Source organism: Methanolobus sp. (assembly GCF_016278365.1).
Lineage (GTDB): Archaea > Halobacteriota > Methanosarcinia > Methanosarcinales > Methanosarcinaceae > Methanolobus.
On sequence record NZ_JADQBZ010000005.1, the window covers coordinates 283,801 to 297,729 of the forward strand.

The 13,929-nt window shown below is 43.1% G+C and carries 17 protein-coding genes; 9 read left to right on the forward strand and 8 right to left on the reverse strand.

Translation table 11 applies throughout. The features are described from left to right. Positions 1-1,239: Ig-like domain-containing protein (locus tag QZZ22_RS06500; protein WP_292463563.1), on the forward strand; the 1,239-nt coding region annotated here is incomplete at its 5' end. Positions 1,240-1,406: 167 nt separating this feature from the next. On the opposite strand, the gene bcp is transcribed toward QZZ22_RS06500, so the two are convergent. Beyond that, the gene (gene bcp, locus QZZ22_RS06505; protein WP_292463565.1) at positions 1,407-1,889 is read right to left on the reverse strand and encodes a thioredoxin-dependent thiol peroxidase; all 483 of its coding nucleotides are present in this window, start codon (positions 1,887-1,889) and stop codon (positions 1,407-1,409) included. 460 nt (positions 1,890-2,349) lie between these two features. Between bcp and QZZ22_RS06510 the strand changes: the two genes are divergently transcribed. From QZZ22_RS06510 to QZZ22_RS06525, 4 genes are all read left to right on the forward strand, one after another. Beyond that, on the forward strand, positions 2,350-2,985 hold the full coding sequence (locus QZZ22_RS06510) for an ATP-binding cassette domain-containing protein (RefSeq protein ID WP_292463567.1): 636 nt from the start codon (positions 2,350-2,352) through the stop codon (positions 2,983-2,985). Beyond that, positions 2,972-3,763 (forward strand): ABC transporter permease, encoded by a 792-nt coding sequence (locus tag QZZ22_RS06515; protein ID WP_292463569.1) that lies wholly within the window; start codon positions 2,972-2,974, stop codon positions 3,761-3,763. Before QZZ22_RS06510 ends, QZZ22_RS06515 begins: the two co-directional genes overlap by 14 nt. A gap of 107 nt (positions 3,764-3,870) precedes the next feature. Beyond that, positions 3,871-4,662 (forward strand): DUF1638 domain-containing protein, encoded by a 792-nt coding sequence (locus QZZ22_RS06520; protein ID WP_292463571.1) that lies wholly within the window; start codon positions 3,871-3,873, stop codon positions 4,660-4,662. Between the two features lie 156 nt (positions 4,663-4,818). Next, the gene (locus tag QZZ22_RS06525) at positions 4,819-4,965 is read left to right on the forward strand and encodes a DUF1328 family protein (protein ID WP_342765088.1); all 147 of its coding nucleotides are present in this window, start codon (positions 4,819-4,821) and stop codon (positions 4,963-4,965) included. Between the two features lie 57 nt (positions 4,966-5,022). On the opposite strand, the gene QZZ22_RS06530 is transcribed toward QZZ22_RS06525, so the two are convergent. Then, positions 5,023-5,352, reverse strand: coding sequence for a cupin domain-containing protein (locus tag QZZ22_RS06530; protein ID WP_292463575.1), 330 nt, complete (start codon positions 5,350-5,352; stop codon positions 5,023-5,025). 150 nt (positions 5,353-5,502) lie between these two features. Between QZZ22_RS06530 and QZZ22_RS06535 the strand changes: the two genes are divergently transcribed. Then, positions 5,503-5,661 (forward strand): hypothetical protein, encoded by a 159-nt coding sequence (locus QZZ22_RS06535; RefSeq protein ID WP_292463577.1) that lies wholly within the window; start codon positions 5,503-5,505, stop codon positions 5,659-5,661. A gap of 153 nt (positions 5,662-5,814) precedes the next feature. Here the strand turns inward: QZZ22_RS06535 and QZZ22_RS06540 are convergent, their stop codons facing one another. Next, positions 5,815-5,934: a hypothetical protein gene (locus QZZ22_RS06540; protein WP_292463579.1), complete on the reverse strand. Its 120-nt coding sequence runs from the start codon at positions 5,932-5,934 to the stop codon at positions 5,815-5,817. A gap of 53 nt (positions 5,935-5,987) precedes the next feature. Here QZZ22_RS06540 and QZZ22_RS06545 point away from each other — a divergent pair, with 53 nt between their 5' ends. Next, entirely contained in the window at positions 5,988-6,134 is a 147-nt protein-coding gene (locus QZZ22_RS06545) for a hypothetical protein (protein WP_292463581.1), read from the forward strand. A 56-nt stretch (positions 6,135-6,190) separates the two neighbouring features. Here the strand turns inward: QZZ22_RS06545 and QZZ22_RS06550 are convergent, their stop codons facing one another. Both QZZ22_RS06550 and QZZ22_RS06555 read right to left on the reverse strand, forming a co-directional pair. Then, entirely contained in the window at positions 6,191-8,218 is a 2,028-nt protein-coding gene (locus QZZ22_RS06550) for a monovalent cation:proton antiporter family protein (protein ID WP_292463583.1), read from the reverse strand. A gap of 256 nt (positions 8,219-8,474) precedes the next feature. Then, positions 8,475-9,290, reverse strand: coding sequence for a uroporphyrinogen-III synthase (locus QZZ22_RS06555; protein ID WP_292463585.1), 816 nt, complete (start codon positions 9,288-9,290; stop codon positions 8,475-8,477). A 684-nt stretch (positions 9,291-9,974) separates the two neighbouring features. Here QZZ22_RS06555 and QZZ22_RS06560 point away from each other — a divergent pair. Next, positions 9,975-10,097: a CxxC-x17-CxxC domain-containing protein gene (locus tag QZZ22_RS06560; protein ID WP_292463603.1), complete on the forward strand. Its 123-nt coding sequence runs from the start codon at positions 9,975-9,977 to the stop codon at positions 10,095-10,097. 373 nt (positions 10,098-10,470) lie between these two features. Continuing rightward, positions 10,471-11,256, forward strand: a complete 786-nt coding sequence (locus QZZ22_RS06565) for a mechanosensitive ion channel domain-containing protein (protein ID WP_292463587.1) — start codon at positions 10,471-10,473, stop codon at positions 11,254-11,256. 16 nt (positions 11,257-11,272) lie between these two features. Here QZZ22_RS06565 and QZZ22_RS06570 read toward each other — a convergent pair whose 3' ends face one another. From QZZ22_RS06570 to QZZ22_RS06580, 3 genes are all read right to left on the reverse strand, one after another. Further along, a complete protein-coding gene (locus QZZ22_RS06570; RefSeq protein WP_292463589.1) occupies positions 11,273-11,926 on the reverse strand; it encodes an HAD family hydrolase in 654 nt (217 codons plus the stop codon). Then, the gene (locus tag QZZ22_RS06575) at positions 11,905-12,678 is read right to left on the reverse strand and encodes an aminoglycoside phosphotransferase family protein (RefSeq protein ID WP_342765086.1); all 774 of its coding nucleotides are present in this window, start codon (positions 12,676-12,678) and stop codon (positions 11,905-11,907) included. The genes QZZ22_RS06570 and QZZ22_RS06575 overlap by 22 nt, the downstream gene beginning before the upstream one ends. A 322-nt stretch (positions 12,679-13,000) precedes the next feature. Further along, a complete protein-coding gene (locus QZZ22_RS06580) occupies positions 13,001-13,237 on the reverse strand; it encodes a hypothetical protein (RefSeq protein ID WP_292463591.1) in 237 nt (78 codons plus the stop codon). Between the last annotated feature and the right edge of the window lie 692 nt (positions 13,238-13,929).

A 13,929-nucleotide genomic window follows, 5' to 3' on the forward strand; every position in this document is an offset into this window, starting at 1 on the left:
ACTATAACCCATGGTACAAGTGGTGAGAATGTAACACAGGCAATTACTGTTAATGAACTAGCTCCCGCAGCAACCACTCTCGCACCAATTGATGGTGCTACAGATGTAGCCTTGGATGCAACAGTAAGTATATTGTTTGATCGTAATGTGACTGCAAATGACCTGAGTGGAGTGACTATAACTGGAGCTACTCAAGGGGCAGTAGGTAATGTAACAGCAACACTTGCTGAAGACAACCGAACAGTGAACATTGTTCATGATGCATTTGCTAATAACAATGAGGTATATACTGTTACAATTCCTGCAAATGCAGTAAACAACTCAGAGAGTCTAGGCAACGCCGAGATTACCTGGAGCTTCACAGCAGTAGCTCTGAGTAGCAATGCGAACCTAACTAGCGTACTGTCTCAAACTGATGGATCGCCAGCAGGTGGAGACGGTTCTACAAGCGAGTCTGCTATCACGTGGAATATTAGCGTAGCAAGAGGTGAATTAGACGTTAGTTATATTGCAGTAGCAAGTGATGCAACAGTACATCTGTACTCAAATGCTTCTTTTGATGCAAATGAAGATGTAGCAATCACTCTTGCAGTGGGTGAAACAACTGGATACATCAATGTAACTGCACAGGACGGAATAACCATCAAGTATTACGCAGTAACAATGGCCAGAGCTGCAAGTAATGTGACAACTATTGCTGTTGCAGATGGTATGGATGTTGTTGTCACCGATGTGAACAATACTGTAGGTTCTGAAGCAGTAACTGTTGCTGCTGCTACTACGGTTGCAGATTTAATAGGTGCAATTGAATCAACTGATCGTACAAATCAAACATACTCAGTAACTGATAGTGTTGATGGAGGAAAAGGAGACACCGATTATCTGGTGACAGGAGATAGATTGCATGTATATTCAGAAGATGGATTTGAGCAGGCAGCTTATACTGTCACTAAAGAAGCCAGCACTTCGACAATGATTGTTGATACTAGTTCCGGGACCACTGTCACAGATGTAAACAATGCTGAAGGCTCTGAAGCAGTAACAGTTGTTTCTGGTACTACGGTAGCTACTTTGACTACTTCAATTGGAGCAAGTGATGGTTCAACTCAGGCATATGCAGTAACTGACAGTAGTGATGGAGTAAAATCGGAAGGAGCACTGGTAACAGGTGACAAACTGGTTGTAACTGCAGAGGATACTGTTACAAGTAAAACTTACACCATAACAGTGTCTGCATAAAGTGGAATTTAGGTGTTCAGCCAAAAAGCTGAACACTCACTATCATTTAAAAATAAACTTCACATCCCCCTAAACAGGGGAATACTTTCTTTTTTAAGTACACTTCAAAATCCAATAGTTTACCACATACAATAACTACGTATGAAAAAATGAAAAAGGTGAGACCTTTAGTTTTCCTTGACATTTCTAAGAACTTGAAGCACCTCCCCCGCGTGCCCCGCTGTCCTCACATTATCCCACACCTTCACCACAATTCCCTCAGGATCTATCAAAAAAGTGCTCCTGACAGTACTCATATACTCCTTGCCGTAATTCTTCTTCATTCTCCAGACGCCGTACTGCTGGTGAATGCTTGTGTCCTCGTCTGAGAGCAGTGTTATTGTGATCTCCTGTTTCTGGATGAAGTTCTGGTGTGATTTCATGCTGTCCTTGCTGACTCCCAGGATCACGGCATTCTCTGCGGCGAAATCGTCCTTGAGGGCTGAGAACTCTTTTGCTTCGCGGGTGCAGCCGGCAGTGTTGTCGCGGGGGTAGAAATATAGGACGAGCCACTTGCCATGGAACTCTTTCAGGCATACTGTTTCTCCGGCCTGGTCGGGGAGGCAGAACGAGGGAGCGGGCTGGCCTTCGGATAATGTGGTGTTTGTCATTTGTTTCTCCTTTGTGTGTCTTCGATCTATACTAATGTCCAGAATTATCTTCCCGTGTATTTTGGGTATAAAGCAGGGTCATGCATTTGTAGCGGAGGTTATCAAATTAAAATTTTGGCTTAAAAGCCTATTCTTTTTTTCATTAAGGTCGGTGCTTTTCCAGGTTCTTTTTCAAGACACGGATTTACAGGATTAACACGGATTCAAGGTAATGCCAATGTAACTAAAAATAACATGCGTTTTCATCTGTGTTAATCCTTGTCTTAAATATGATCTCAAAAATATTTCATCCGACTGCTACATCGTCAAATTAGAATCCTGGTTTCAGGAGCTAATTTGATATTCTCTATCGTCCTGTCTCTTCACGCGATAAATTATTTATACGGCCATCAATAGTGGATAATCCATTGTTGCTTAATGGCTGGAATGAAGGAGGGGGAGTAAAACGGAACTGATAAGGATGGAAGGGGTGTGTGTTACGGCGGGGGACAGGAGCATCCTTTCAGGGTTTGATATGTCTGTTGCCAGGGGGGAGAAAGTGCTCATCAAGGGGCGTTCCGGCATTGGTAAAACAACACTTTTCAGGCTGATGCTGGGGTTCAGGGTGCCCTCCTCAGGCATTCTCTATTTTGAGGGCAGGCCGATGGATGCGGGGCTTGCCTGGGATATCCGTAAAAGGGTGGCACACATCTCCCAGGATAGTGATATTGGCGAGGGTGTGGTAAGGGATATGCTTGAGGAGATATTTTCCTATAATGCCAACAAGGGACACTTCGACCCGGAAAAGCTCCGGTCGCTGCTGGTGGAACTTTCCCTGCAGGAAGATGTCCTTGATAAGAAGTTCGAGAACCTGTCCGGCGGAGAGAAGCAGCGCATTGCCATCATAATTTCTCTGCTCACAAAAAAGGATATATTCCTTCTGGATGAGATAACATCGGACCTCGATGCAAAGCTGAAGAGGAAGGTTGTGGATATGTTCGTGGGTAACCCTTCCTGGACCGTGATGGCAATATCCCATGACTCTGAGTGGGAACGCGATGGTGTGAGGGTCATCGACCTTGAGAAACTGCAGGAGGATGCCGGTGTCTGCGACTGATATCACTTTGACGGGAATTGTGTTCTGTTTCCTGCTTCTGATGATACCTGTACTCATCAGTTATCATCTTAATCTGAAGCTGATAGGCTCCACTCTTGAGGCTGCTTTCAGGATGACGGTACAGCTTGCTTTCGTGGGTTTCTTCCTCACCTTTGTTTTTGAGCTCAACAATTCCATGCTCAACATTGTATGGGTGCTGTTCATGGTGATCGTGGCATCCTATACAGTCCTGAAGAACTCCCAGTTGAAGTATAGTTCATTTATCATACCGCTTGTGACTGCGTTTGCGGTCACGAATGTCGGGATGCTGCTTTATTTCAACAGTTTTGTAATTGGCCTTGACGACCTCTTTGAGGCGCGGTACTTCATCCCTATAGCAGGCATGGTGATAGGCAATTCCCTTCGGGCCAATATCGTGGGTATTAATGATTTCTGTGACCAGATACAGAGAAATGAGAATCGGTATCTTTCCAGTCTGTCCCTCGGTGCGGAAAAGTATGAAGCCCTTAAACCTTACCTGAGAAAGAGCCTCATAAACTCGATTCGGCCGACCCTTGCCAACATGGCAACAGTAGGCATCGTTTTCCTCCCCGGGATGATGACCGGACAGATAATCGGCGGTTCAAGCCCCTTAACTGCAATTGAATACCAGATAGCTATTATGATTGCGATCTACGTGGCAACAGTAATGAACATAATGTTGTGCGTCCTTATACTCATGTACAGGGTTTTCGACGAATACGGGATATTTCGGAAGGATTTGCTCAAGGGCACATGAAGGGCCTGTGCAATATCAATTGTAATATCCCTGACAACAGCGTTATTATATATACCTGGAAGTGGACTTTTATTATCTTTACCTAGTATCGGATTGGAGTGTCTATCATGACAGTATTGAGTTTCATTGCATGCAGGATGTTCGAGGATGAGATTACCCACATAATAGAGAATGATCCGTCTATCCGGAAATTAATCGTTGTGGAAAATGAGGATTGTGCGGGGCTAACTGACAAACTCGATTCTGCCGGATGTAAGTATGAGTTGATGCAGTTCTCATCTCTCCCCCGGATGTCTGGGATTGATGAGGAAGATGGCCTGACCCTGATAGTTTACATGCTTGAACTGGCGCTTCATGCCAGGCCCGATAACCTAAAGAAGGTCGTCTATGAGAAGACCGAAGAACTATCCAGATATGCCGATGGCATTCTTCTGTTCTATGGGTTGTGCGGTAATGTGCTTGGGAAGATAGAAGAGGATTTCAGTTCAAGTCCCTGTATTGTACGTATTCTGAAAGAGGACAACGGAACAGTCGTCGATGACTGTATAGGTGCCGTACTTGGTGGAAGGGCTGCATATCTTGAAAAGCTTACAGGTTCCAGGGGTGTAGGCACTTTCTTCATGACTCCCATGTGGGCAGCCCACTGGCGTGAGATGGTTGTGTCTGCAGGTATGACCCAGGACCCCAATGACATAAAAATGTCAAAATTCGTTTTCGATCACGCAGGCTACAAAAATGTTGCCCGGATGGATACCGGTCTGTACTATGAGAAAGACTTTAATTTCATGGTGGAAGAGTTTGCGCGTCTTTTCGAGTTTAATATCATAGAGATGAGGGCGAGTCCTGAGCTGATAAAGAATTGCTACAGGAAACTGCGTGCTGATGTTCCAGGCTGCTGATTATTCTCATTTCTTCATTGTCCCTTATTCTATTTTTAAGCAGCCGTCCCTGATTTAAGTTTTTAAGCTTAGTTCTTTAAATACCAAATCTTAAATACTTTCGACCTACTCTTATAACTGGGGTTGTAATTTTATGGGAGGTAATATGATATGGCTTTGATAGAATTAGCTGTTTTATTCCTGATATTAGCGATTATCGCCTATATATTGGGAGCACGGGGAGTTGCCGGACTGTCCATGGGTATCGCAAAATGGCTTGTGATCATCTTCATAATACTGGCAATAATAAGTTTCTTCCTGTGACGGTTTCTGCGACCGATGGCCGCTGTTTAAAACCTTCATTTTTAAAATATATCATCCTTACTTTTTTTGTATATACTCATCCCTGCAAGGAGAGAATATTTCAATTGCGACAGAATCTTCGATTATCCGGGCGCTATGGGGCACATTACCCGGAATGTTCCATGAATCGCCTGCATTCACTTTAAATTCCTCATCTCCGATACACAGGCGTATGCAGCCGGAAATGAGATAGCCGGTTTGCTCATATACGTGGTCATGTTCAGGAAGGATGCTTCCTTTCTTCATGACGAATTCTGTCATCAGGGTACTGTTCCCATGAACCGTGGTTCTCATCCGGATACCGGGAAGGACTTCTACGGGGTCATTCTCCGAGTGTTTGCAGAACATGGAGAAGTCATTGCTTCAATCCGATTTATTCTTTTGGATTTAAGTGGTTATCCGGACTTATCAAAAGTCACTATAGTTTTTCAAGTCGCTGCTTTTGCATGCATTATATTTATAAAGCTGTAAATGAATACGGTTTTGGGGTATTAAATTATGGGAATATATAAGGAAGTATATAAAGAGACAGTTGACGACATACGCAATACCATCGGCATTCTGCCTAAGTTCATGAGGGACCTTCCGGAAGATGAACTGGTAGATGACTGGGCATTCTGGAAGTACGACGAACTGCATGCCCATAAATGGAAATAGTGCTGTTCAGGTAGTATGCATCGGGCAACTTGCATAGCATCATTTTTGCTACCCGTTGTTCAGCTCATTTAATGTGCAGTGGCAGGAAGTGAATAAGCGGTAGCCATATTTGCAGCTTGAGCGTTGGCTCAACCTATATCCTGTCATGTACATTCACACTTGCTTTATCGGCAGTTGTATCTCGCTCATGAGTTCTTCTTCTGTAACTTCTTCAGGGTCGTTGAGGTACAGCACCCTGGATGGGCCTGCAAATTCCATCCCATGTTCTGCCATAAACTCGAAGAGGCGGGTATATACAACACCTGCTTCCTGAATGGTCCCCGGTGATGGCAGTCACAGCTTTTATTGCAGATACTGTCTTCAAGCTGATGGAAGGGTTTTCTATACAGAACCTGAGCACCTCTTCTAGAAGGTTAATCAATGAGGATCTGCGATGGGGTATCCTGTCGTTTTTCATCTCGCCTGAGGTCTAATTGGCGTGAACGTACAAGGGTGACTTTTTCTTTTAGAGGATAAAGTTTTGCCCCAATCATACCGGGCAGCTCTCAGAAGAGGCTGTCTCAGCATCTTCACCAAGGAATTTTCTAAGCTGACATAGCATTTCAGGTTTTGCAAGTATGATACAGGTATCTGAAGACTGCAGTTCTGTGTCTGCGGTAGGGTTCGCTATTATCTGCTCTCCTCTGCGTATGGCCAGCACCGTTGCACCGTATCTGTTCCTTAGGTTCAGGTCTTTCAGGGTGCTTCCATGGAAACTGCAATCATCCTTAAGCTTAAAAGAGGTCACTTCTACCCCGGGCAGTTCATCCTTGAGATTAAAGGTACTGTCCTCCTCTACCATGGAGTGCTGACGCAGCATGGAATATCCGTTTGAACGTATTTCCCGGGTGAATCGATATATCTCTTCTTCGGGGACAAGATACTTTTTAAGAAGTCGGCTGAAAATCTCGACAGATGTTTCATATTCCTCGGGAATTATCTCATCGGCTCCCATCTGGCTAAGTGTCTTGATCTCGTTCATGTATCGTGTCCTGGCAATGATATATATGTCCGGGTTTATCCTTTTTGCAACATCGATTATTGTCCTCGTGGCAATATAGTCCGAAATACCGACGACCAGCACTCTGGCAGATTTTATGTTAACAGAATCAAGGACTGTCTCATGGGTAGCATCTCCGTAATGGATCCTTTCTCCATGTTGTCTCTCATGGCGCACTGTTTCCGGATTTGTCTCGATGATAACATAAGGTATGCCTGCAGTCTTTGCAGCGTTGGAAACCGTCTTACCGTTGAAGCCGTAGCCTATGATTATCAGGTGATCATGCATTTCCTCATCTTCCTTGATCGGGTCTATGTTCTTTGAGGATATGCCGTTAATAAGTATACGATTAGTAGTCCTTTTCAGTATCTGATGTGAAAGCTGATGTGAAGATGTCATAACAAAGGGAGTAGCTGCAATAGTGACGATCGAGACCGCAAGGAAACCCTGGTATAGTCTCTCATCGAGTAGTCCGTACTCCCTTCCGAAACTGGAAAGGATAAAAGAGAATTCTCCAACCTGTGAAAGTGCCATCCCTGTTATGAGCGTAGTTCTCAGCGGGTAACCCAGTATGAATGTAACAAGTCCGGCTGTCACAGATTTCAGAAATATGACCGCTCCTGCCAGCACAAGCAGGATGGCAATGTTATCCAGGAAGAAGCTCACGTCCAGCAACATTCCGATGGATACGAAAAAGAAGCTCATGAATATATCTTTAAAAGGCATCATGTTGCCGATAGCCTGGTGGCTGTACTCTGATTCTGATATTATCAGGCCTGCCAGGAACGCTCCAAGAGCCAGCGACAAACCTGCATTGGAAGTAAGCCATGCTATTCCAAAGACAGTGAATATAATTGTCACCAGGAATAATTCCCGATTTCTTGTCTTTACTATCCTGAACAACAGCGCAGGCATTATCCATCTTGCAGCCACGATAACAAACAGCATAAGGCCTATTCCTTTCAAGAGGAATGTGAAAGCACTGTCACCGGATGTTGAAGGTACGCCTGCTAATATGGGTGTCAGCAATATCATTGGAACGATGACGATGTCCTGGAATATGAGTACGCCAAGTGATATCTTGCCGTAAGGGGTATACATCTCCCCTTTTTCCTGAAAAAGTTTGAGCACTACGGCTGTACTGCTCAACGATACAAGGAAACCCAAAAAGAGTGCTGTACTGGATGTGTATCCGAGATATAGGGAAATGTAGTAAACCAGCAAGGAAGTGATTATGACTTGAAGCCCTCCTCCTATGAGCACGAATCTTTTGATGTCCCACAATTCCTTGATAGACATCTCAACTCCTATCGTGAACAGCAGGAGAATGATTCCTATCTCCGCAAGTATCTCTACCTGATCCAGGTCCTGAATGATACCAAGTACATGAGGGCCGACAATCATCCCCGTTACTAGAAAACCAAGAATGGGCGAGAGCTTGATTTTATGGAACAAAAGAAGTATCACTATTGATAGCCCGAAGATAATCTCCATGTCCGTAAATAGTGTCAGATCCATATTATTTCCCAATTAAGCCTTTATTGAATCTGTTTAATACTTAAAAAGCCTTTTCAGTATCAGGGTGGCAGCCTTCCTTACCTTTTATAAAAAATAACCGGGACCGGAATTATCATGCAACGGTACGGAAGGGGTGATTGCATGATCACATCCACAGTTTCAGTATAATGGAAGGGGTCAGCAGCATTTACTCTTTGCTGGTTCAACAGGGGAGAAATAAAGCATGAAGCCACCCCGGGCCTTGAAAGTAATTTGCTCAGGATTTGAGCTTTGTATCAGTATAAGCTTTCATCGATGCCTTCAACAATTCTTCAAATGTGAAGTTATCGGGTGTGACTCCTGCTTTTACCTTGTACAGTTTCAGTGTATATGTGGTGGCCTCTCCAATTGCCGCAACAATTGAATTATTTAGGACCTGTGCCACATCTTTCTCCAGACCTTGTCGTTTGGCATGGTCGAAGAAGTTGTGTACAGTTGTGGGATCCGTAAAGGCAAATATGTCTATGTCTCCCTGCATTACTGTTCTAATGAACTCTTCCTGTTCTTCTTTATCAGGGTCGATGAGGTTGTAAACTCTTGTTTCATATAATGTTGCGCCGAAATCCTGAAGCTGATCCGTGAATGCATTGGAGCCAGGAGCACCATAAACCACATCAATGATGGCTTCATCTGCATAGTCCTGCATATACGCAGCAATTTCTTCTGTATTGCATATATCAGGCATTCCTCCTGTTTTAACGCCCTCTTTATCAAGAGCTTCTTTTGTTTCGGGGTTAACAGCCACAATATACCTCTTGTTCAGTGTTTCAATGAACTGAGGTCTCATGGGGTGAGGTATTTTCTTTAACGCATATTCTATCTCGGCAGGGCCGGCAATGATCACACAATCAGTATCACCTTGAATGACTCTTGTAAAAAAGCCATCGAATACACTGTCTTTTATGTTGCTCAGCTCTGCCATTGGAATTGCAACCGGGTCAAAACCCATGGATCGTGCAAATTCCGCTGACTCACTCAAGTATCTTTCAGGCCTCATAATGGCAATTACAGGTTTATTCTGTTCTGTTGTCATGATTGTAAAGATCCTATACTATTTTTTTAAGGATTGTGTTCTACTTTATGTTCTACCTTATATCTACTCTTACATTTTAACTTTTTTAATGTGCAAACAGTTATACTGGTCATTCAAAAAAGACCCCGGAATGTACTTTATTTGCAACCATATGGGTTGATGGGAAAGGATTTATATTTGCAAATACATTTCTGTATTTACAGTTAACTTACTCGATGGGTTAAGAGAAGGGATAATTCCGTTTTATTACTTCTTTAAGTTAATTGTAACAATAAAAGAGAATATCGTATCGATTGCAGGATAAATGTTTCCGTCTCAGCACGTCTGTTCACACATCACAGTTAAAATAGACAGGGTTTAATCCCATGTTGTCTCTTTGATTGCTGATTTAGTGTCAGGTACAGGATTAGAGATTTGGTAAAGATCAGATTGAACGAGTCATGCGAAAGTTCTCTCTTCCTATGCGTGGGAAGTTATCAACAGGACATAACACAAAGGAAATTAAACATGAGAAACGATAAGAGAGGCAGCAGCGGCGGAAACGGTGGCTTCAGATCAAGCGGTCCAAGAAATGACCGGAACGAGAGAGGCGGAAGCGGCGGAAGCGGCGGTTTCAGGCCAAGCGGTCCACGGAACGACAGCAGGGGCGGAAGCGGCGGTTTCAGGCCAAGCGGTCCAAGAGAAATGCACAAAGCGGTCTGCGCAGACTGCAACCAGGAAACAGAGGTACCATTCGTTCCATCCGGCGACAGGCCTGTATACTGCAGGGAATGCTACCAGAACCACAGACCTCCAAAAAGATATTAATCTCTGGTCTAGTTTATTGATTCAAGCGGACGATGTGTAATACATGTCGCCGCCTCATTTTTACATTTGTAGCTGTTTCTGATATCCTTTCATACTCATCTTTTAAATATTCTGTGGTATCATATGTCATGCATTCATGCCTGAATGAATATGTCTGGGTCCTTACTATATTTATAAATGCAAATAAAAAAGTATTTATCGAAACCAGTCCCACAAAAAAGTAGTGATGAAACAAGCTATAACTGTTTTTTTCCTTATATTGCTTACTATCTCTTTTTGGGCCTTAGCTTACGAGTATCGAAGCCTGTTCCTGCTGAATATATACTTCACTCTTTTATGGTTAACTTTGATACACTCATTCTTCAAGATTGTGATGGAACGTGTGTTGGTGCGAAAGATAAAGGATGCTAAAACTCAATATGAATACAATAAAATAGTCTCAATACTGTACATTGTTGTTCTTCTGCTGGCAGCAGTCCGTATCTGGATAGAGGATACACAGTTCCTTCTTGTGTCATACGGATTGATAGCAGCCGGAGTGACTGTTGCTCTGCAGGATTTTTTCAAGAATTTTATGGGTGGTTTCCTTATATTTGTGACCGGAACTTATCGGATTGGTGACAGGATAGAGATAAACTCTAAGTTCGGTGATGTTATCGACATAAGTATTTTGAACACGACCCTGTTCGAACTGAAAGAATGGGTGCATGCAGACCAGCCCACCGGGCGGATATCAACAATACCTAACGGCGCCATCCTGAACAGTGTGATAAACAACTATAGTAAAGATAATCCTTTCATCTGGGACGAAATAACTCTTCCTATCACCTATGACAGCGACTGGAAAGACGCCCATGAAAGGATAATGCACATTCTCCGGGAAGAAACAAGGTCTATAACAATAGCCGCACAAGAGCAAATATCGGAACTGAGTAAGAAATACTACGTTGCTGAATATTTGCAGGGACCGGCAATATACCTGGCAATGACCGATAACTGGATAGATCTTAATATCAGGTATCTTACTCTGACCCGGGAAAGAAGATATCTCCATGACAAATTGAGTCGTTTGATCCTTGAAGACCTTCAAAAAGACAGCAAGATAAAAGTTGCCTCCGAAACAATGGATATTACAGTAAGGGCTGCAGGTAAAAGTTAAATATAAACAAATTTTGTTATATCAGCTTCCATGCTTCATGGATATGGATGGCTTGCATTCCAATCTCCTGCGGGGCTATGATGTCATTCTCCGGGGTGTCACCAATAAACAGCACCTCTTCAGGCTTAAGCTGCATCCGCTCAAGTGCAAACCGGTATAGCTTGGGGTTAGGCTTTTTGTATCTGACATCCGATGAGAAAATTACATGGTCAAATAGCTCGTACAATCCCAAGAATCGCAGTTCCAGCTCGGAAAAAATACGCTGTCCATTAGACAATATACATCTTTCCAAATGAGAGCTACCTTCAATCAGCCTGAAACTCTGCGGGAATACGCCTATCCTGCGCAATGATGCCGAGCGGAACACTCTAGAAGTTTCGATACCCAGCGTTTTCTCATCGATATCCCAAATTGCGTTCTCTTCACATATCTTTGAAAATATCTCCTCTATCCTTATTTCTGCATACTCTTCACCAGAAGATTCTACTTCTTCTTTTGTCTTAGAACGGTATTCGTTTTTCAGTGTATCCGGATCTATTCTCACTCCCTGATACTGCAGCCACTTACTTACAGTGTCATAAGTATAGAAGTCACTTTCATCCGTCTGGATGTCCACAAGAGTGTGATAACAATCAAATATCAAGCCTTTCACTCTATAGCTTTCAAACAATCAAGACCCTCCTTCAGAAGATAATCATAGTAATGAGAGTGCCTGTACAGTCTGGCAATTCTAAGAAAGCCGATACTCATGAAGAATGGCAGGGTTCTGCTTATCTCGTGGAATTCTTTCTCATCTTTGCTGTAGTGCCAGAGAAAGTGCCCTATGTATGGCTCAGCTTTCATTCCTGATTCCCGGTTCAACTGAAAATAATTCTTCATTTCTGCACAAAGTGTACCTACGTCCCGGATGCTGTTTGCATGATGCCAGCAACTTTCCATATCAAGGGTATATGGGATCCCGTTCCTGATCAAGTAGTTCAGAGGTGATGCATCCCTGTGGACCATGCATCCATGCCGGCGATCAATAAAGGGACTGTGCCACCACTTGCCAAGCAGCATGTTGAACTGTTCCCTGGTTTTGCCGTCAAGTATGAGCTGGTTCAGAAGATCATGGAAATTTCCAAACTCTTTCTCCCTGTTGTAATGTGCCTGTGTATTGTCATGCAGTCTGCGAAGCATGTGCGCAATCGATGCCAATATATCATACAGTTGCTCTGAGTGCTGGAAATGCCATAAAAGATTTTTTCCTTTCAAATATTCTGTCACGAGCACACAGCTAAAATCGCCTCGTGCCACAATAGGCTTTGCGACGTTAATAATATATTCGGCTTCTTTGAGGTTATGGTACTCATTCATCATTGCTTTATAGGCATCGTAATTTTTGAGTTTGCCTGCTGGTTCAGCAAAGAATTTTGCAACCACGCTGTAATGTTCTCCCCTGAACCGATATCTACATACTGTATGCGATGTCGAGGCATACTTGAACACATCAGTTTCGCAATCTTTATTCTTTATCCGGTCTCCTGAAACTTCTACAAGCCAGTCTCTAAAGACATCTCCGGGGCTAAGTGTATTTACGTAATAATGTGAAATCTCTGTCCACCATCCTTTGTTAATTCACGGAATATGCTTTTGCATGTGTATATGTGTATCTATCTTCTAGAACAAACTATTATTGCGAGGACTCGATATGAATGATAAGAATTAATAACTGGCAGATTGCCAGGGTATCAAACCTTAAACTTCAGAGATAAGTGAGCCCGTAACCGGACATTATCCATATCCTGCTCCGCAGAATCGCAATCATAAACCAGAGGAAGTTACTGCCTTTTTCGATAATGGCGGCAAGGTTATCCTGCTCTTCGGTTTCATAGGTAAGTTCGGGTGTATTCATCACAGGAACCTGGATGTCTTCTTCGGGAGTAATACTTATAGATACATTAGCATCTGTTGGATTAGATGCCTCTGGTACAACAACCATTCTGGATGGGCCGGATGAACTGCTGGATTTCTTTCCGTCATTGGCATCATCTCCTTCTCCTTCATCTTCCTCACTGTCTTCTTCGTTGCAGTCGAAATATCATAAGTGAAGTAGGTTGCTCAGTTCTGCCCGGGGAAATTTGCTGCTGCTGCCCAAGCTCTCTCAGTCGGTGTGTGGCTGGTGCCATGCGGAGTAAGGGAGCACTAAACAAGTGCTTCCAGTTTAGTTCGTCTTCTTACAATGTAAATGAGTAGAAATGAAAACTTGAGTTACGGTTTTCTTCATTTTCTCAATTTTAACTTTTGGGAGGTGGGAAGCCTTCTTCACCCGGGAAACTACAAGTAGGGAATGAAAGTTGCCTCATCAAATCTATCAAAGATAATCACATAATCATCACTGAAGCAATTACTGCATATGTGCAAAAGAGAGACGCATACCTTCAGAAAAAGAATTATTTTTTGCTTTCAGGGGAGAAGCTAATTCTTTTTCTGTAGAGAAATACAATTGACAAAAGAGGTAACGATAAATCTGACCAAACATCTAGGTTGGTACTATCTGGAAATCGTCCTAACATAGAATGCTTTATTCTTGCCGGCTGTGCGGAAGCCTTTTATATGAACGTGCACTTGTAGTGCTACTCTCAATCACGAGATGGATGTGGCTTTGTGCCATTATCAGTCTTTGAGAGACTT